This is a genomic window from Sporomusa sp. KB1, assembly GCF_007830295.1.
Lineage (GTDB): Bacteria > Bacillota > Negativicutes > Sporomusales > Sporomusaceae > Sporomusa.
Genome location: NZ_VLKC01000002.1, coordinates 2,798,850 through 2,817,297, shown reverse-complemented (window position 1 = coordinate 2,817,297; position 18,448 = coordinate 2,798,850). Strand labels below are relative to the sequence as shown.

Genomic DNA, 18,448 nt, shown 5'->3' with positions numbered 1-18,448 from the left:
AGCGCTTCCATAAGGGAGCGCTGCTTTGTTGTCTTTACCCGAGCAATGGTGAGCCTTTTGCACCAAGAGTTGTTTTACGAATTCCTAGTGTTTTTTAGTTTTGGGCTTACTCAATTCAGCAATAGCATCTTTCGTGTGTTGGACATAAATCTCCTGAATATTGACGTTTTCTCCCATGCCATGAAGATAGGTATTAACTTTAAATCCAGCAGCTAATAGGACATTTTTTGCCGAATCCTTTTCATCACCTGCCATATCATTGGTAGCATGATCACCTGCTACCAGCATAAACGGCATCAGCGTAACTTTTTTCACTTTATTCGCTTTAAGCTTAGTTATAACCCCAGTAAGCGAAGGGTAGCCTTCGACTGTATACACATATACATTTTTATAACCTGCATCACTCAAGCGTTGCTGCATGGCTGCATAGGACGAATTGCCAGGATGTACCCCGCCGTGCCCCATTAAAACAATCGCCTCGTTATTTTTCCGCTTCGGATATTGTAGTTCTAATGCTTTGGCAGCTGCCAGATAATCGTCAATCTTGCCTGCTTGGCCCATATAGTAAAGAATCGGTCTGCCTAGCACGATGCTGTCAAACGCGTTAGCTGCTTCAAGACGCCTGACAACATCCTTCACCATGTCAAATTCTTCTCCAGCCGAAATATGCAGCGGCTGTACAATAACCTCACTAAAGCCTTCGGCTTTTAACTTGGCAAGCGCTTCTTCCTCGGTATCAATTTTTACGCCATCCCGCTCGGCCAGTTTTTTGATGATAATCCGCGAAGTAAACGCCCGGCGGATTTCATAATCAGGAAACTCAGCTGCCATTTTGTTTTCAATAGCTTCAATAGTTGCCTTCATAGTTTCCGGATAAGTAGTGCCAAAGCTTACAACCAGAATAGCCTTTTTGCCGGTATTGCCTGGTGCGGCGGCTGCCAGCGAAGGTATCAGGCTTACGCAGCCAAATACTGCCAGCAGACATAGAGTAGTAATAAAAGAATAGATATTTTTCATAGGTAAGCAACAACTCCTTTAGATGTGATTAAAATAGTAAAACCCCTGACCGCGTAAAATCAGGAGTTATAACCAGTAAGCTAACAAAAAACTCCTGGCAGTTAACCAGGAGTGAATTAAGCTATGCTACACTTTTAAAAGTGCCTACTGTAATCCCCTCCCCATACCTCGTGGGTAACAAACGGTGATTGTCAGACAGGCAGTTCTCCTGACTCCGGATCGTTGCTTGCTTAAACCTTCCCAGGAAATACATCCCAGTGGCATATCTTAAGCTTGCTCCCCGTTACAGTGGCGGGACCGCGCCGGCGTTTAACCGGTCTTCCCTATTAAGCCTCTAAGGCACCTATCTCAAACTATTCAGTTTTGGTATACTATTGTTACCATACCATATCCATAAACAAGTGTCAATACCAGTGCAAGGATTACTAATTGACAATTATGACAAAACAACTTATAGTTAAAGTAGTTGTTTTGAATCATGAAGATTCAACATTTCGGTATGAAATCCGTGGAATAGCTCCTTGGATGTTCATGCCTTTTTTAACTGCATTCAGGAAGGTGAAAATATATGTGCACTACTAAGTTTTGGACAGATGCCTGGCAGGAAGTCCGAGATACCTCAAATCAGGCTCCCAGTTATGGCAATAAGCAGGGCTGGCAGCAGTTCTGGAATTTATTCGCCGAACAATATGCCTTGCGCAACCGCCAAAGCCGTTCTATCTATAATGCAGTTGTTGAGGGACTCGTGGCTGATGGTGTGATCAGTCCCTTCAGCATGGTTCTTGATATAGGCTGTGGTGCCGGTACCTATACCTTACCCCTGGCTTCCAAGGTCAGACAAGTGACTGGCCTGGATACGGCCGGCCAGATGCTGTCGATGCTGAAATCCGAGGCCGTACATGAAGGACTTACCTGCCGGATTGAGCCGTTACAAGCAGACTGGCTGGATTTTCCGGCCGAGCCTGCCTATGATGTCGTCTTTGCGGCCAACACAACTGCCATCAATGATTATGACAGCTTAATGAAAATGAATGCGGTGTCCCGCGGTGTCTGCTGCCTTATCGGTTTTGCCGGCACCTACCATATTAAAGTTCGGGCCCTCCTCTGGGAACATCTTATGGGAGAACCACCTGAGCATATGGCCTTTGACATCCAATATCCCTTTAACATTCTCTACCATGAGCGCTTCCTGCCAAACCTCAAATTCTATAGTTACCGCGAGCGTTACCGGGAAACCTTAGCCTACATGATTGAGTACTACACCAGCTATTTTGCTTTGTTTGGACTGGAAGGACCGGAAACAACAGCGAAAATTACCGAGTTTCTGACCAACCGGGCTGTCGAGGATTATTGCTCCGAACTAATTAATACAACAATTGGTGTGCTGTGGTGGCGTGCTGACCGAAAGACAACTATCTTAGAATAGCCTGGCTATATATCATGCGCATACATATAGTATCCTATAAAAACACCCCGTCGCCTGGTAAAGTGTTTGCAACTCCACTTTATCAGGCAGCGGGGTGTTTTCCTGTGCCAAGTGAAAATCAGATTCCATTGCTTTCAAGAAAGTCACGCAGTAAATTCATACAAACAGTCTTTCTATACTCTGCCGAAATTCTACCTCTAATAGGAACAATCGCCTGCGAAAAGGCGGCAAGATAGTCTTCCTTGACAGCCCTTGCTTCATTGATTGTCTTCCCAACAAGCATAGCATCAATATCTGCCCGTCTGATGATAACATCACTGACTGCACCAAAAGCTGTCTTACAAGTAACAATCTTACCTTGCTCGATGTTAAGTACGGCTGCAAACGATACTCTGGAAATAGCCAAAGCAGCTCTGGCCCCGACCTTCTTATAGTAGTAATTATTACAACCTGTTCGCTTCATCAAAATCTCTACCAGCAGTTCATCTGCCTGAAGGGATGTTTTTCTATTACCAAGATAAAACTCGGTAATAGGAATCACCCGTTCGCCCTTGCTGCTAACAAGGCGCAGTTTAGCGTCTGTCGCAAAAAAGATCAGCGCACTGTCAGCCTTCGGCGAGCCGTTGCAGATATTGCCGCCAACAGTACCAAGGTTGCGGATTGACGGTGCCGCAATCTGTGCTACTGCTTCCTTTAATATAGCGGGAGCCAATGTACTTTCAATAATCTCAGTAAACGTACAGGCAGCACCAATACGAATATACTCCTTGTCTTCCACTATATTTTTCATCTCAGGTACTTTCATAAGGAACAAATACTTTGCCTTTTCATCTGCTGCAATCATTAAATCAGTACCTCCGCCGTAAGGGGTAACCGCTTCCTTGGCCAGAATAGCCAAAGCCTCGTTTAGCGATGTTGCTTGATAGCCATTTACCATAATCCTTGCCCCTCCTTTGCTGCAATACCAATCGCTTCAACAATCGCATTATAGCCAGTACATCTGCACAGATTACCAGAAATACCTTCGCGAATTTCTGCTTCGGTAGGGTTTGGATTTTTGGCAAGGATACATTCGGAAGCAAGAATCATGCCTGGAATACAAAAACCACATTGTACAGCACTGACAGCAGCATAAGCTTTAGCCAGAGCCGCAAAACGGTCTGTTTCACGATAACCTTCAATAGTCACCAGCGTACTGCCTTCAATATGCCCCATGGCTACCAGGCACGAGTTAACCAATCTACCATCAAGAATAACAGAACAGGCGCCGCATTCTCCTGCTTTGCAGCCACATTTTACACCAGTGAGACTAAATTCATTGCGCAAAGCATCAAGTAAACGCTCATTTGCTTTGGCAAACGATGTAACCTCTTGGCCGTTAAGCGTAAATTTTATCATCGTTTATCGCCTCCCTGCAAAACTCTCATGGTATCTTCCTGGGTGAACGGCGCCTTATGCAAATTAGTGCCAAGTGCATTTTCCATTGCTTCCACATAAGCCGGAGCGGCACCGACAAGAGGAAGTTCACCTGCCCCCTTTGCTCCATATGGGCCGTGAGTATAGGGATTGTTCATAATTTCAGTCACAAGCTTTGGCACATCTAGCGCTGTAGGAATGATGTAATCGCTGAAACTATTATTACGAATCATCCCTTTCTCATTGTAATCCATCTGCTCCATCGCGGCATAACCAATCCCCTGCAGGAAACCGCCCTGCATCTGTCCCTGGATAATATTCATATCAACAGGAACACCAACATCGAAAATCCCCCAGGCCCCCAAAATCTTTGTCGTTGCAGTAAGCGTGTCTACTTCCACTTCAATCGCATTAACAGACCAGGAATATGTTGGGTAAGCATCTCCTTTGAATTCGTCCAGACTAAACGGAATTACAAAATCAGGCTCGCTGAAATGTTCTTCGATAACTTGTTCTTCTCCCTCGATCCATTCTTGTTTAAGCTTCGCTGCTGCCTGTTGCAACAAACCGCCAACTGTCATGAGCGACCGGCTTGCTACAGTCGGACCTGAATCTGGCACACGATCCGTATCCGGGTTGTCAATATACACCTTGTCATAAGAAATGCCAAGAGTATCTGCAACAATTTTACAGAAAGTCGTTTTGATACCTTGACCCATATCGGTATTGCTCACCAGAATCTCTACCGTACCAGCGGCATTTTTTCGAATCCTGGCAACGGCCTTAATAATATCACGCTCGCCACTGCCAGTAAAACCACAGCCATGAAAAAACATCGACATACCAATACCTTTACGATAGCGCCCTGTCTGATTCTGGTACAGCTTACGTTTGGCACGGTAATCAGTAAGTTCATCAAGCCGCTGAATCATTTCCGGTAAAGGTACATGGAAATGAAACTTGCCGCTTGTAGATGTAGCATCGCTTTGCTGCACAATATATTTTTCTTTAAGTTCAAGCGAATCAAGCCCCATTTTCTTAGCAATATGAGCCATAACCATTTCTACTGCAAAGAAAGTCTGCGGTGCGCCAAAACCGCGGTATGCTCCGCAAGGTACCGTATTAGTCTTAGCTGCCCGTCCGGCAACACGCAGATTATCGATGCGATATACACCGTTTGCACAAATTAAGCCACGCTGCAAAACAACGGCGGAAAGTGTGGTGTAGGCACCACTATTAAACAGCACATCAATATCCATGCCAGTAATTTCACCGTTTTTAATAGCCACCTTATAGGTGCATAGTGATGGATGACGTTTGGACGTAAACTCCATGTCTTCGCGCCGGTCAAATATGACCTTAACTGGTTTGTTTGCCTTTTTGGCCGCTACTGCGATTTGACACGCAAGTATGGAGGGAAACGCTTCTTTGCCACCAAAAGCTCCACCAGTAACATCTTGGATAACCTGAACATCCTGTTCCTCACAGCCTAATGCGTTAGCGACTGCAGCATGCACATAATAAGGACACTGCATGGAACCGCGTACAGTCATTCGTCCTGCATGCGGATAAGCAATTAGCCCCTGTGTCTCAAGATAAGCCTGCTCCTGATAACCAGTCTGAAATGTCTCGATGAAAACATAATCAGCTGCTTTCAAAGCCTGCTCGATATCCCCTTTGGCATAATTGTAATTGAAAAAAACAGTATCTGATTGGCGCATATCGAGAATTGGAACTTGCTCTTCGTATATGACGACAATATCATGCAAAATTCTCTCAACTTCTTTAACAGCCGGGCCGACAACCATCAAAATTGGCTCACCAACATATTCTACCGTATCTTCGGCATAAACCGGAGTGTCATGAACTATTATAGCAACACGATTTTCACCAGTAACATCGTTCTTGTCAACAACAAAATAACCTGTAGGCAATGCCGGAAGAATAATCCTGGTGACGCGTGCTTTTGCTTTTGCAGAGCGCAACAACCTGCCATAAAGCATGTCGTCCATTACATGATCATCCACATAAAGAGCACGACCGCTTATTTTCGCTTCATGATCTTTTTTCTTGGTGGATTTACTAATCATTTCCATACAATGCCTCCTACCATCTTTTACGGTAAACAGAACTCCCCCCCTATTTTATAGTAGTTGTTACAATTATTATAAAATAGAGGGGGAGTTCTGTTTGCTGTAATAAATTACCACGATCTACCCTGAACAAGCTCATTTACCTTCGCAACCGCTTCTTTTATAGACACCACCAGTGGCCGGTTTTCTAATCCGACTATATCGAAGTGTTGTTGACTAACAGGTACCAGTACTTTATGCGCATCCGCCGAAGCAACGGCTTCGGCAATTTTAGGCGTAATCTCACCCATCAAGGAATTAGGAATAATAATACCAATTGGCCCTACTACTATATCGACTTTGCGGATGGAAACAACAACAGCGTTTTCGCCTGTCGCACCACGCATAGCTCCCGCCCGTACCATATTGTTGGTCGCCAATGCATTTGTTCCCAGCGCAATAATATCTGCTTTCTGCCCCAATTGTGCTGATAACTGGGCAACCAGCTGCACACCAAGGCCTCCGCCCATGCCATCAATAACCGCGATTAACATTACCTTATTACCACCTTCCGCTAGAACTGGACGATTGCCGTATATATTCGGCCAGCAACAATCAAACTCCTGCAAACCCTTAGCACCTCCCGGGATACGGCAACACCGGGTAAACTGTCAGACGACAGAAGAATGCTTAGAATGAAAAAAACCATGAAAATCGCTTCACACGAAACCTTCATGGCTGCATTTCACATTATAAGTTATTACCAGTCTTCAGTAAAACAAACAACCGTACTTCACACGGCATTCGGCAGCTTCAGCTACCTTCATTATTCTGATTGTAGCAAAATTCACTTTTATATGTCAAGACATAGTATGAATTATCTAAAATCATTGGCATCATATTTTATATTTAGACCTTTTATGGTACTGGATTTACTGAAATCATCTTGACAAAAACTATAAAATGGTTTATAAATAAGTAGTTAATGCATTGATAGGGAAAATACACTGCGGTATGACGCTCCAGAGAGCTGTTGGTTGCTGAGAAACAGCGCGCAGAGCAGTCGTGAAACTCACCCTAGCAGTCAACTGAAGGCAAAATCGTTTCCTGGTGGTTGAAGCGAGTAGGTGTGAACGGTTTTCTCGCCGTTATTATGAGACAGCATTCGTCATTTTGACAATGCCGCAGAGTTGATATATTTCATATCAACAAGAGTGATACCACGGAAGTTTACGCTTTCGTCTCTTAGCAGAAATGCTTCAAGGACGAAAGCTTTTTTCATTGCTGGGCATAGCTAAATAAGCAGACCAATTAATAATGGTTCTAAAAAAGATTTGTGAGGAGACTGCAATGAAACTTGCTTTTTCTACCCTTGGTTGTCCCAACTTCAGTTGGACAGATATCTATTCCATGGCCAAGGATTTTGGGTTTGACGGCATTGAAATCCGCGGACAAGGCAACGATACTGTTCTTGTACATCCTTTTACTGCAACTCAGATCCCGCAAGCAGTCCAAAAGCTCTCAGAATTACACCTCGAAATTCCTTGCTTTTCTTCCGGTTGCTGCCTGAAGTACGCGGAAAAGGCGGAAGAAAACCATGAACAGCTTGTGCAGTATATTTTACTAGCCGCCAAGTTTGGCACGCCCTATGTCCGCATTCTGGCCGACCTTGATCCCCAACCAAACGGTGATGTTGATGATGGGGTTGTACTTAACGCCTTAAAGCGCCTGGTTCCCATAGCCGAAGAAAATGGCGTAACCCTGCTGGTGGAAACCAATGGTGTTTATTCCGATACCGCCCGCCTATGCCTGCTGCTTAATCAAGTGGCAAGCGACGCAGTGGCCGCCCTGTGGGATATACATCATCCCTACCGCTTTGCAGGTGAGACACCAGGACAGACGGTACAAAATCTTGGTGCCTATATTAAATATGTACATATTAAGGATTCCATTATGGTAGATGGCATAATCCACTACCGCGTAATGGGTGAAGGAGATTTGCCAATTGACGCCATCATGATGGCATTAAGCTCCATAAAATACGATGGTTATGTATCACTTGAATGGATCAGGCACTGGGCACCAGACCTTGATGATACAGGCGTTATTTTCCCAAATTTCGCAAACTATATGAGCCGTTTCATTGAGAAAACCACAGCCAAAGGCCGTCTATTCGACAATAACGCCAAAACCGGCAAATACGTCTGGGAGAAAGATACGCTCATTGACTTGACCTTCCCTCAGGTGCTTGACCGCATGGTTAATGAGTTTCCCGATCAGTATGCTTTTCGGTATACCACAATAGATTATACCCGAACCTATTCGGAATTTCGGGACGATGTCGATACCTTTGCCTGTGCGCTAATTGCCTTAGGCGTCAGACCAGGTGATCATGTTGCCATCTGGGCAACTAATGTCCCGCAGTGGTTCATTACCTTTTGGGCCACGACCAAGATTGGTGCGGTGCTTGTCACTGTAAATACAGCCTACAAAATTTATGAGGCAGAATATCTGCTCCGTCAATCAGATACACATACACTGGTGATGATCGACGGTTATAAGGATTCCGATTATGTCGGTATTATCAAAGAGCTTTGCCCAGAGCTTGAAACCGCCGATGCGGAGAAACCACTGCACATAAAACGTCTGCCTTTTCTGCGCAATATAATTACGGTTGATTCAAGGCAGAAAGGTTGCCTGACATGGGAAGATGCCATAGCAATGGCTAATAACGTTCCCATTGAAGAGGTTTATCGCCGCGAACGTTCCATCAACAAACATGATGTATGCAACATGCAGTATACCTCAGGGACCACCGGTTTTCCGAAGGGTGTCATGCTCACCCACTATAACGTGGTGAATAATGGGAAAAATATCGGCGACTGCATGGATCTTTCTACAGCCGACCGCATGATGATTCACGTACCCATGTTCCATTGCTTCGGTATGGTGCTTGCCATGACAGCTTCAATGACGCATGGCGTCACCATGTCGCCGATGCCGTATTTCTCACCTAAGCTATCACTGGAATGCATCAACCGGGAGAAAATAACCTGCTTCCACGGAGTCCCCACCATGTTTATTGCGATGTTAGAGCATGAGGACTTTCCGAAAACAGATTTTTCTAATATACGAACAGGCATTATGGCCGGCAGCCCTTGTCCTGTCAAGGTAATGCAGGATGTTGTAGACAAGATGAACATGACTCAGATAACAATAGTGTTCGGGCAGACCGAATCTGCGCCCGGCTGCACCCAAAGCCGCGTAGATGATTCTGTTGAATTGCGCGTTACCACCGTAGGCCGTGAGTTACCTGGCGTTGAGTGTAAGATTGTAGATCCCAAAACCGGCAAAGATTTGCCTGACAATATGGATGGCGAGTTTGTAGCCCGCGGCTACAACATCATGAAGGGTTACTACAAAATGCCTGAAGCAACAGCAGCCGTCATTGACAAGGACGGTTGGCTTCACACCGGCGACCTGGCAAGGCGTGATGAAAATGGCTACTACAAACTTACCGGACGCATCAAGGATATGATTATTCGGGGTGGTGAAAATATCTATCCTAAGGAAATCGAAGATTTTATCTATACACATCCCAAAGTCAAGGATGTTCAGGTGATTGGCGTGCCAGACAAGCAGTATGGCGAGGAGATTGTTGCGTGCGTGATCCTCAAGGCGGGGATGATCCTAACGGCCGACGAGCTTAAGGATTATATCCGTTCCCACATGGCCAAACATAAAACCCCCCGCTACATCGATTTCGTTACTGAATTCCCGATGAATGCCGCCGGAAAGATCATGAAATATAAGATGCGCGAACAGGAAATTCAAAAATTAGGCTTACAGGCAGACAGCCGAATTGAGACCGCATAACAATAAATAAATAAAAAATACTGGAGGTTATCATGAACAATCGTCCTGCCGATTTTCAAAAGGCCATCGACTTTCATGGGCACTGCTGTCCCGGACTTACTATCGGCTACCTGGCCGCCAAGGCTGCCTTGGCACATCTCAAGGTAGAACGCGCCGCCGATGAAGAACTTGTTGCTATTGTCGAATCTGACGGCTGTGGCATTGATGCCATACAGGCTATTTTAGGCTGCACCATCGGTAAAGGCAATCTGATCTACAAAGATCATGGCAAGCAAGCCTATACGGTTGGCAATCGCAGCACAGGTAAGGCTGTGCGGGTTGTTGTAACAGGCGATAGAATACCCCTGACACCTGAGCAGGAAATCAGTAAAACTGCCGTATTCAGCGGACAAGCTACGCCAGCGCAGGAAGAATCCTGGCAAAAGCTTCAGTCTGAGCGCATTGCCTGTCTGCTAGCTGCCCCGCCTGAGGAAATATTTAAAATCCAGGACGTCGAACTCAAACTACCCTCAGAAGCCAAAATCTTCAACTCTGTTATCTGCGAGTACTGCGGCGAAAAAGTCATGGAAGCCCGCGCCCGGTTGAGAAATGGCAAAATTGCTTGTCTGGCCTGTACCGAAGAATATAGCCGGGGATGGTAAAGACAAGAGCGAGGTGATTTTATGTACAATGCCGAATTTTGGGCCAAGGCGTGGGACGAGTACCGCCAAACTGTACGAAAACAGAGTCCTGATCCCCAAGCCTGGATCGAATTTTGGAACAGCTTTGCCAGCAGTTATACAAAAAATACTAACACCAACCGGCAAACCCATCAGGATATCATTGAACAGCTGATAGCGCAGGGAGCCGTCAAGCCAGGCGATAGCTTACTTGATATTGGCTGCGGTCCTGGCACCTATGCGTTGCCCCTGGCTGCTAAAGGCGTTAAAGTGACTGGTCTGGACACAGCCAGTCAAATGCTGTCTGCACTCCAACACAAGGCTGATAAAGCAGGGCTATCCGCTCATATTGATTGCTTGCATGCCGATTGGAATGACTTAGCGGCCAAACCGGCCTATGATATTACATTTGCCGCCAAAAGCCCGGCCATTGATGACTATGACAGCCTCATGAAAATGATCAAAGTAGCCCGCAAAGTTTGCTGTCTCATTGGCTTTGCCGGTCAGCACAGCCTTACTTTGCGCCGCCTGTTGTGGGAAAGACTTCGCGGCCAAGCTCCGCCCGGCCCCTCTTTTAACATTATTTACCCTCTCAACATCCTCTACCAAGAAGGCTATCGTCCTAACTTGACTTTTTACAGCTACAGTCAAGACCAGCAAGAGCCGCTTGATTATCTGATTGAGCACTACACCCGCTATTTTACTGTGTTTGGCATAAGCGGGCCAGATATTGAAGCCAGTATTCGCGACTTCTTAGAGTCCCGCGCCGTTGATGGCCTGTGTACTGAACAATCAGCAACCACTGTTGGAATTATGTGGTGGAAGGTTACAGAGAAACTGCCACAAAGAACTTAGTATACTCTCCTAAAAAGGCTAAGCGCCTGCTGCACTCAATCAAGCAGCAGGCGCTTTCTATATGTTAAACTGAATAGTAAACACCGTTCCTTTGCCTACTTCACTTGCTACATCAACCGCAGCACCATGCAGGTTGATGATTTCCCTGGCAATGGCTAAGCCCAGACCAGTACCGCCAGTGATGCGGGTACGGGACTTGTCTACTTTGTAAAACCGCTCCCAAATATACGGCAAGTCTTCGGGAGGAATACCGCAGCCAGTATCTGCGATGCTAAGTGTCAATATATTGTTAACTGCCCCCACACTTAGGGTAATTGTTCCGCCCGCCGGGGTAAATTTAAGCGCATTGTCCAGCAAAATCAGGACTAATTGGGTCAGGCGATCACCATAGGCCTGCATTTCCGGCAAGCCATCAGCAAGCGCGGTCTGCAAGGTAACCCCCTTTTCCTGACTTGGCTTTTTAAACAAAGTTACAATATTATCCACAATTTCTGCCAGGAATACCGGTTCCTTCTCCAGCGTGGCCGTACCGGCTTCCAGGTGACTAAGATCCAATAACTCATTGATTAGCTTTTGCAGCCGTATGGATTCATCGCGCATGACTTTGTGGTATTTCTCCACTTGCTCAGGCTGGGAGATTGTCCCGTCCAAGAGCGCCTCATTATAGCCGCACATAATCGTCAGCGGTGTTCTGAGTTCATGTGACACATTGGCAACAAAATCACGTCTGAGTTTATCTGTTTTTTCGGTTTTACTCACAAACTCATTAAGTGCTTTAACCAGCAGATTTAATGACCGGCTCAAATCGCCGACCTCATCGTTGGTCTCGACTTTGGCCTGAACTGAATAGTCACCGCCCGCCATAGCTGAGGCAACTGCCTGCATGGATCGCAGTGGCCGGATAATGCTTGTCGAAAGATAGTTGGCGATAACTATCGTAATCAGTATCCCCACCGTTCCGGCTGCGGCAATATACCAGTAAATCCGGCTGAGAAAACCGTCAAATCCGGATAAAGGCGCATTAATTAGCACAGTACCCTGCGGCTGATTCTCCGTTTGGTTCAGTGGCACAGCAACAAGCAGCATGTTTTCCTCATAATAGGGATGATATACCTTTTTTGTCCAAGCTGTCCCGCTAGCTGCTTCCAACTGCTGCCTTACTTCATCAATGCCGCTTATGGCTGCAAGGCTTGGCGATTGCCCGGTCTGCGGCTCTGCTGCCTTGTCTGAAGACCCGTCTGGCGTCGCAGCAGACATCATGCCATGGCCCATACCAGCGCCATGCCGCCGCATCCTGCCCTGACCTTTTGTTATATCGCAATCCTGATCCATAGGACTTTTTTTCATCATCCCGGCCCGGCGGCGAATGCCGCCTGATGGTGCCTGCTGCTCTTCGGAGGCGGCGATTAAGTTAAAAGAGTTGTCTACCACCCAGACTCTGGCACTGAGCAAACTGTCAATGCTGTTAATAAAATTAGCCAATTGACCATAATTGATCTCGCCATTATAATAGCTGTTTACCACCCGCGCGGTTTCATAGGCCTTGTCAGTCAGTTCACGCTGCTTGCTGGCAAAAAAGTAATCGCGGATTAAGAGCGAAACCCCGGTAGATACAATTACCAATACCAAGGCAACAACAATAATGAAACTGCTTAGCAATTTGTGTTGCAGCGATATTCTCACTTTTTCACCTCAAATTTGTAACCTATACCCCATACTGTTTTTATATCCCAGGGTGAAGCCGCATTTATCGCCAACTTTTTTCTAATCCGTTTAATATGGGTATCGACAGTACGCGTATCGCCGCAATAGCTGTAACCCCAGACACTCTCTAACAACTGGTCGCGAGAAAATGCCCGTCCTGGCTGAGCGGCCAACTCCCAGAGCAGCTCTATTTCCTTATTAGCAAAGGAAATTTCCTGGTCAAAAGCCGTGACCGTATGCTTAGCCATGTCAATTGTCAGGTGTGGATAGTTTAAAGCGGGTGCTGGCTGTTGCTGCGGCGCAGCCAAACGGCGCAATACCGCCTTAACTCTGGCAACCACCTCCCGGGAGTTGAAGGGCTTTGTCACATAATCATCGGCCCCAAGCTCAAGACCCATAATGCGATCCTCATCTTCAGCCCGCGAAGTCAACATAATAATAGGTATATTGGAAAACTTACGGATCTGACGGCAGACCTCAAGGCCATCCAAAACAGGCATCATAATATCCAAAATGATAATATCCGGCTTGTATTCCTGATTTTTTATAAGTGCCTCTGCACCGTCAGCCGCCTCATGCACTGTGAAGCCCTCTTTATTTAGGTATAAAGCCAACAACTCCCTGATGGCCTGTTCATCATCAACAAGCAATACTGTTTTACCTGTCATAACTTTCACCTCTTAGCAACAGCATACCACAAGCTATATACAACACGCTAACTTTTTGCAGTCGACCGGTGCGCTTACAACAATGGAAGTCAAACGACGCCCACATAGGTCTGCTCAAAAGAGCCTGCCGCAAAAGCGACAGGCTCTTTCAACCGGTATTATTGTTGAGCCTGAACGTTGTTATTACCACAACTGCCGTTCATCGGCCCCATGCCCCGTCCTTGCCCCATATGACCATGACCACGTCCCATACCCATCATGCCGAAATTACCGTCTTTCTGCTGCTGTTCCATAAAAGAAATTTGCTCATCAGCCTGAGCCTGGGTTATCCAGCCCCATTCAACCTTTTTTTGCAGCACTTGTTTTCTGTGCTCAAATCGCTCTTGTTGCCAAGTTGCCATCTGGGCCTTTTGTTCGTCAGTCAGATTGGCTTGTTGTCCGGCCGCTCCGAAGAATGGGCAAGCCTGACCGGGATTGTTTCCTGGAGCCGCGAATGCGACTGCACCCGCTAGCGACAATACGAGCGTACCGATTAAAGCAAAACTAGTGAACTTTTTCATGTCAATCACTCCTTGATAGTATTTGACTTTAGTATAGCGTACTTTTTTTACCAAAGTGTGACCAAACTGTGAACAAAGAATGAACACTTTTATGATTAATTTGCTTTTTGCAATCATTATTTGATAAAGTATATTGTGGAATGGTTTATACCATAAGCACAAGGAAGGTGATTTTACTATGGCTGATAAATTTGACATTGGTATTGTCGGCGGCGGCCCAGCTGGCGTATTTGCCGCTTATGAGCTTGTCAGCACTAATCCTGCTATCAACATTATTCTGATAGAAGCCGGACAGGACATCTATTCGCGCCATTGCCCCATCTCCGATAAAAAAGTTCTTACTTGCATTAACTGCAACCCCTGCGGTATTATGCGCGGTTTTGGCGGTGCAGGAGCATTCTCTGACGGCAAGTATAACTTCACCACCCAGTTTGGCGGCTGGCTCAATGAGTATCTTCCTGATCAAACCGTACTTGATTTAATTGATTATGTTGATCAAATCAACTTGAAGTACGGTGCACCAGCAGAATATTTCAGCACGCAAAACAGTGGGCTGGGCAAAGAGGCCTTAAAAGTTGACCTGCACTTATTAGATGCTAAAGTTCGCCACTTAGGCACTGAAAATAATTTAAAAATCCTACAATCGATCTATGACTATCTTCAGAAAAATATCACTATGCTATTCGGCGTAACGGTAAATACCATAAAAAAACAAGACAGTACCTTTATCCTGGAAACAGCCAAAAACGGAGCCATTGAATGCGACTATCTGATAGCTGCGCCTGGACGCGCCGGTTCTGAGTGGTTTTCCCATCAATGTCATGACCTTGGTTTGTCACTAACCAATAACCAGGTGGATGTCGGAGTGCGGGTGGAAATCCCGGCAGAGGTGTTCCAACACATAACCGATGAAGTATATGAAGCCAAACTGGTATACCGAACCAAACAATATGGTGATTTAGTCCGAACCTTCTGTATGAACCCCAAAGGCTATGTTGTTGCCGAAAACACGGACGGCATTGTTACTGTAAACGGCCACAGCTACCGCGACGAAAAGCTTCATAGTAAGAACACCAATTTTGCGCTGTTGGTTAGTAATAAATTTACCGAACCGTTCACCGAACCCCACCAATATGGTAAACGCATTGCTTCCTTCTCCAACATGCTCGGCGGCGGTGTACTGGTGCAGCGTTTTGGTGATCTGTTAAAAGGCCGCCGTTCCAATGAACACCGTATGACCAAAAGCTTTACCAAACCTACTCTAAAAGCCACTCCCGGTGATTTGAGCTTAGTATTGCCCAAACGCCATCTGGACAATATTATTGAGATGATTTATGCCCTCAATAAAATTGCTCCCGGCATGACAAATGACGACACGCTGCTATACGGAGTTGAAGTCAAGTTCTACAGCTCGCGCCTTAAACTAACCGAAGAATTGGAAACCGAGATTGAGAACATGTTTGCCATCGGTGATGGTGCCGGTATTACCCGCGGCCTGTCACAGGCCAGTGCCAGTGGCATCCATGCTGCCCGAATTATAACTAAACGTTTGAGAAAATAGACTAAACGCAAACCGCCAGGAACAGAGCATTCGCTCTGACCCTGGCGGTTTCATTTATCCAGATAGAAAGGTTAGCTTTCCCTGGATTGAACGACTAATCTACTAGTTCGATTAAAATACTCTGAGGTCCGCTGATATATGCCGTTTTCGCCAACTACAACAATTCTGTCATAGGCCGCGATTACGGCGCTTGGGCCAGGGGATATAATTATTTCTGTCCCGCGGCGAATAGCCATCACTGTAGCGCCTGTATGCTGCCATAATCTGAGTTGCCCGATGGTTTGTCCTACAATGTGAGCATCAGGTTTTATTGCAATTTCCACCGGATTATAAGGCGTAAGGTTTCTCAATCTATCAGAGTAATTAATTATTTCTGTAAGCACTGCCTCAAATTTTTCGTCAAGTTGACGCTTGTCCTTCAAGAGGATTTCTATATCCTGGCGCAATGAGTATACCGATTCTGAACTTTTATAGTGTTCAATAAAATTATAGGCCTTTTCTACCGAGAGTATTGTTACTTCCTTTCCTTGTGATACCTCAACAACATCCTCATCTTTCAGTAGTGATATGGCTTTCCTAATGGTTTCGGGTGACACATTATAGTGGCCGGCAAGTAACGTCCTGCCAGAAATCTTACTTCCTTCCTCAAATTCACTGTTGATAATACGCTGCGCTATATCCAGTGCAATTGCCCGAAATATCGGGGCATTCCCCTTCATTAATAGATGCCTCCCTTAGCGAAAATCGAACTAGCCTTTTATCTTGGATATGAGTCAAGACTCCCGCCTCTATAGGCGGCGTTAATTCAGGTGGAGTAGACTCTCCACCCGAATCCCCAATGTTTCAGCTATGCTGAAACGAGTTCACTTAGTTGTTATTTCAGCCTGTCTCCCTGTAAACTTTTCTCTGGTAAGCACCATAACTAACCGGTCTTGACCTGGCCCATATTCATTTTTTCTAAACTCAGTTACTTCAAATCCCAGCTTTTCTTTGTACACCTTAACAGCAGCTACATTGTCAGCTTCTACCGTAAGCTCAACTGCAATAATTTTATCATCAAACAGAATTTCGATGCTTTTGGCAAGAAGTTCAGTACCTATTCCCTTGCCGCGAGCTTCACCAATAACCGAGACACTAATCATATAGGCCACTTCAGGGTTATTCCAGTCCCGCATATATTGTACTGCCCCGACTATTACATCGTTATCCTTACTGACAAATACTTTGCCGTGCCGTATAATCGGCACCAGATGCCACTCGTTCATTCCCCCGCAGCCAAAAGCTTCTTGTTCCAATTCTACTAAACGTTCCAGCAATTTTGCTTCTGCCCCAATGATTAATTCGACCATATATTATCCTTTCTAAACACTTTTTTTACATATCTGGATTGACTCACTGAAAGCAACCCTGAATAAGTTACATGAAATGCCAGTTCATCACCAACATGTATCTTGCTTGTTGTATCAGTAATATCAAGAATCGTGTGATCGCTGCTAGCGCCTAATATCTTTATGCCCTTATCAACAGGAATAAGGCCTTCAATATATGCATCCTGTTTACCTAAAGCAACAATAGCCTTATTTCGAATACCCACATCTGTGAATTCCGGAATATTGCCAAAAGCATCGCGGCCAATATTGCCAATGGGAACCGATGGTTTGAGTTTAATTTCAATCACTTCAGCTTTTAATACAAACGCATCATTTTTGAGCCAATCTATTATTCGGTGATTTGTCGTGTCAGTTCCAAGCAATATTCCTTCCCCAATACGTAGTTGATTAATACCTGGAGGAATTTCCCCTTTTTCCACAAGTAATAGTGATGACGTACCACCACCAGAAAGAACCTCCATAGGTACACCTAGTCTGGCTTCGATCATTTTACTAAGGTTCACTAAAATGTTGAGGTTATTGTACTCTGGCAAAATACCACCAAAACACCCCATATTGGTTCCCAGCCCCACTAGCCTTATCCCTTCCACTTTTACTACCTTGCGAACAGTATCCAGCACATTCTCGGTCATAATCCCTTCACGCAAGTCACCCACATCAACCATCAAAATAATTTGGTGAGCTACCCCCATTTTCTTAGCCGCCTGCCCCAAAGCTTGAATAACAGCTACTTCTGAATTGACACTTACGTTACAGTATTTTACTACATTGTCCACATCGCTTAACCGGGGGATGCGTAGTAAAGTTATGGACTCCAAGCACCCTTCATTTCTTAATTCAAAAATATTTTCCATTCTGGCATCAGCTAACCCATCAACGCCTCCTTCGCGGAGCGCAATAACAATTTGCGGAATTGCGGAAAATCCTTTGGTAACTCCAAGTACTGCAATCCCACGGCTATGGCACAGTTCTATGACTTTAGCCGCGTTGTACTTGATTTTGTCCAAGTCAACCTCTAGTCTCAAGCTAAGGCTCATTCCTCTTTCCCTCCTGTTAGCAAGCGTTCACAGCGATATCAATAACCAACTACTATTTACTATTTTCAATAGTTTTCAATTTTATTACATCCAACTTAATTATAATGTAAAATTGTTAGTTATGCAAATATTCTAAAACACACCTTTCATCTAGTTATATCTACTATTTGTAATCGTGAATATAAATATATGCTGTTTTCAATTTA

16 protein-coding genes and 1 riboswitch are annotated in these 18,448 nt (G+C 45.3%); of the genes, 5 read left to right on the top strand and 11 right to left on the bottom strand.

Going from position 1 to position 18,448, the window contains the following annotated elements:
* Window positions 1-84: 84 nt before the first annotated feature.
* Window positions 85-1,017 carry a sirohydrochlorin cobaltochelatase gene (locus tag SALPA_RS16700; protein WP_145096457.1) on the bottom strand — a complete coding sequence of 311 codons (933 nt, stop codon included), beginning with the start codon at window positions 1,015-1,017 and terminating at the stop codon, window positions 85-87.
* Between the two features lie 180 nt (window positions 1,018-1,197).
* A riboswitch (cobalamin riboswitch) is annotated at window positions 1,198-1,379 on the bottom strand.
* A gap of 206 nt (window positions 1,380-1,585) precedes the next feature.
* On the opposite strand from SALPA_RS16700, the gene SALPA_RS16695 reads away from it, so the two are divergent.
* On the top strand, window positions 1,586-2,443 hold the full coding sequence (locus SALPA_RS16695; protein WP_145096455.1) for a class I SAM-dependent methyltransferase: 858 nt from the start codon (window positions 1,586-1,588) through the stop codon (window positions 2,441-2,443).
* Between the two features lie 118 nt (window positions 2,444-2,561).
* Here SALPA_RS16695 and SALPA_RS16690 read toward each other — a convergent pair whose 3' ends face one another.
* From SALPA_RS16690 to SALPA_RS16675, 4 genes are all read right to left on the bottom strand, one after another.
* On the bottom strand, window positions 2,562-3,380 hold the full coding sequence (locus tag SALPA_RS16690; RefSeq protein ID WP_145096452.1) for a xanthine dehydrogenase family protein subunit M: 819 nt from the start codon (window positions 3,378-3,380) through the stop codon (window positions 2,562-2,564).
* The gene (locus SALPA_RS16685) at window positions 3,374-3,841 is read right to left on the bottom strand and encodes a (2Fe-2S)-binding protein (RefSeq protein WP_145096449.1); all 468 of its coding nucleotides are present in this window, start codon (window positions 3,839-3,841) and stop codon (window positions 3,374-3,376) included. Before SALPA_RS16685 ends, SALPA_RS16690 begins: the two co-directional genes overlap by 7 nt.
* The gene (locus tag SALPA_RS16680) at window positions 3,838-5,955 is read right to left on the bottom strand and encodes a xanthine dehydrogenase family protein molybdopterin-binding subunit (protein ID WP_145096446.1); all 2,118 of its coding nucleotides are present in this window, start codon (window positions 5,953-5,955) and stop codon (window positions 3,838-3,840) included. The genes SALPA_RS16685 and SALPA_RS16680 overlap by 4 nt, the downstream gene beginning before the upstream one ends.
* 107 nt (window positions 5,956-6,062) lie before the next feature.
* Window positions 6,063-6,560, bottom strand: coding sequence for a DUF3842 family protein (locus tag SALPA_RS16675; protein ID WP_255451239.1), 498 nt, complete (start codon window positions 6,558-6,560; stop codon window positions 6,063-6,065).
* Window positions 6,561-7,281: 721 nt separating this feature from the next.
* On the opposite strand from SALPA_RS16675, the gene SALPA_RS16670 reads away from it, so the two are divergent.
* From SALPA_RS16670 to SALPA_RS16660, 3 genes are read left to right on the top strand one after another with little or no spacing between them, the layout of a single operon-like run.
* Complete coding sequence (locus SALPA_RS16670) at window positions 7,282-9,807, top strand: AMP-binding protein (RefSeq protein ID WP_145096442.1); 2,526 nt, start codon at window positions 7,282-7,284, stop codon at window positions 9,805-9,807.
* A gap of 32 nt (window positions 9,808-9,839) precedes the next feature.
* Window positions 9,840-10,448, top strand: a complete 609-nt coding sequence (locus SALPA_RS16665) for an FmdE family protein (protein ID WP_145096439.1) — start codon at window positions 9,840-9,842, stop codon at window positions 10,446-10,448.
* A gap of 21 nt (window positions 10,449-10,469) precedes the next feature.
* On the top strand, window positions 10,470-11,321 hold the full coding sequence (locus SALPA_RS16660; RefSeq protein WP_145096436.1) for a cyclopropane-fatty-acyl-phospholipid synthase family protein: 852 nt from the start codon (window positions 10,470-10,472) through the stop codon (window positions 11,319-11,321).
* A 57-nt stretch (window positions 11,322-11,378) separates the two neighbouring features.
* Here the strand turns inward: SALPA_RS16660 and SALPA_RS16655 are convergent, their stop codons facing one another.
* The 3 genes from SALPA_RS16655 to SALPA_RS16645 form a co-directional block, all read right to left on the bottom strand.
* Window positions 11,379-13,004: an ATP-binding protein gene (locus SALPA_RS16655; protein ID WP_145096433.1), complete on the bottom strand. Its 1,626-nt coding sequence runs from the start codon at window positions 13,002-13,004 to the stop codon at window positions 11,379-11,381.
* Complete coding sequence (locus SALPA_RS16650; RefSeq protein ID WP_145096430.1) at window positions 13,001-13,693, bottom strand: response regulator transcription factor; 693 nt, start codon at window positions 13,691-13,693, stop codon at window positions 13,001-13,003. Before SALPA_RS16650 ends, SALPA_RS16655 begins: the two co-directional genes overlap by 4 nt.
* 158 nt (window positions 13,694-13,851) lie before the next feature.
* Entirely contained in the window at window positions 13,852-14,253 is a 402-nt protein-coding gene (locus SALPA_RS16645) for a DUF2680 domain-containing protein (protein WP_186451099.1), read from the bottom strand.
* A gap of 178 nt (window positions 14,254-14,431) precedes the next feature.
* Here SALPA_RS16645 and SALPA_RS16640 point away from each other — a divergent pair, with 178 nt between their 5' ends.
* On the top strand, window positions 14,432-15,814 hold the full coding sequence (locus SALPA_RS16640; protein ID WP_145096424.1) for an NAD(P)/FAD-dependent oxidoreductase: 1,383 nt from the start codon (window positions 14,432-14,434) through the stop codon (window positions 15,812-15,814).
* Between the two features lie 71 nt (window positions 15,815-15,885).
* On the opposite strand, the gene SALPA_RS16635 is transcribed toward SALPA_RS16640, so the two are convergent.
* From SALPA_RS16635 to SALPA_RS16625, 3 genes are all read right to left on the bottom strand, one after another.
* The gene (locus SALPA_RS16635; protein ID WP_145096421.1) at window positions 15,886-16,533 is read right to left on the bottom strand and encodes a TrkA C-terminal domain-containing protein; all 648 of its coding nucleotides are present in this window, start codon (window positions 16,531-16,533) and stop codon (window positions 15,886-15,888) included.
* A 144-nt stretch (window positions 16,534-16,677) separates the two neighbouring features.
* Window positions 16,678-17,163, bottom strand: a complete 486-nt coding sequence (locus tag SALPA_RS16630; protein WP_145096418.1) for a GNAT family N-acetyltransferase — start codon at window positions 17,161-17,163, stop codon at window positions 16,678-16,680.
* Window positions 17,151-18,242: an alanine/ornithine racemase family PLP-dependent enzyme gene (locus SALPA_RS16625; protein WP_145096415.1), complete on the bottom strand. Its 1,092-nt coding sequence runs from the start codon at window positions 18,240-18,242 to the stop codon at window positions 17,151-17,153. Before SALPA_RS16625 ends, SALPA_RS16630 begins: the two co-directional genes overlap by 13 nt.
* Window positions 18,243-18,448 lie beyond the last annotated feature (206 nt).

What these genes read in the sequence shown, in the direction of transcription:
- SALPA_RS16700 (WP_145096457.1), bottom strand. Translation starts at nt 1,017, where the DNA reads ATGAAAAATATCTATTCTTTTATTACTACTCTATGTCTGCTGGCAGTA.
- SALPA_RS16695 (WP_145096455.1), top strand. Translation starts at nt 1,586, where the DNA reads ATGTGCACTACTAAGTTTTGGACAGATGCCTGGCAGGAAGTCCGAGAT.
- SALPA_RS16690 (WP_145096452.1), bottom strand. Translation starts at nt 3,380, where the DNA reads ATGGTAAATGGCTATCAAGCAACATCGCTAAACGAGGCTTTGGCTATT.
- SALPA_RS16685 (WP_145096449.1), bottom strand. Translation starts at nt 3,841, where the DNA reads ATGATAAAATTTACGCTTAACGGCCAAGAGGTTACATCGTTTGCCAAA.
- SALPA_RS16680 (WP_145096446.1), bottom strand. Translation starts at nt 5,955, where the DNA reads ATGGAAATGATTAGTAAATCCACCAAGAAAAAAGATCATGAAGCGAAA.
- SALPA_RS16670 (WP_145096442.1), top strand. Translation starts at nt 7,282, where the DNA reads ATGAAACTTGCTTTTTCTACCCTTGGTTGTCCCAACTTCAGTTGGACA.
- SALPA_RS16665 (WP_145096439.1), top strand. Translation starts at nt 9,840, where the DNA reads ATGAACAATCGTCCTGCCGATTTTCAAAAGGCCATCGACTTTCATGGG.
- SALPA_RS16660 (WP_145096436.1), top strand. Translation starts at nt 10,470, where the DNA reads ATGTACAATGCCGAATTTTGGGCCAAGGCGTGGGACGAGTACCGCCAA.
- SALPA_RS16650 (WP_145096430.1), bottom strand. Translation starts at nt 13,693, where the DNA reads ATGACAGGTAAAACAGTATTGCTTGTTGATGATGAACAGGCCATCAGG.
- SALPA_RS16645 (WP_186451099.1), bottom strand. Translation starts at nt 14,253, where the DNA reads ATGAAAAAGTTCACTAGTTTTGCTTTAATCGGTACGCTCGTATTGTCG.
- SALPA_RS16640 (WP_145096424.1), top strand. Translation starts at nt 14,432, where the DNA reads ATGGCTGATAAATTTGACATTGGTATTGTCGGCGGCGGCCCAGCTGGC.
- SALPA_RS16635 (WP_145096421.1), bottom strand. Translation starts at nt 16,533, where the DNA reads ATGAAGGGGAATGCCCCGATATTTCGGGCAATTGCACTGGATATAGCG.
- SALPA_RS16630 (WP_145096418.1), bottom strand. Translation starts at nt 17,163, where the DNA reads ATGGTCGAATTAATCATTGGGGCAGAAGCAAAATTGCTGGAACGTTTA.
- SALPA_RS16625 (WP_145096415.1), bottom strand. Translation starts at nt 18,242, where the DNA reads ATGAGCCTTAGCTTGAGACTAGAGGTTGACTTGGACAAAATCAAGTAC.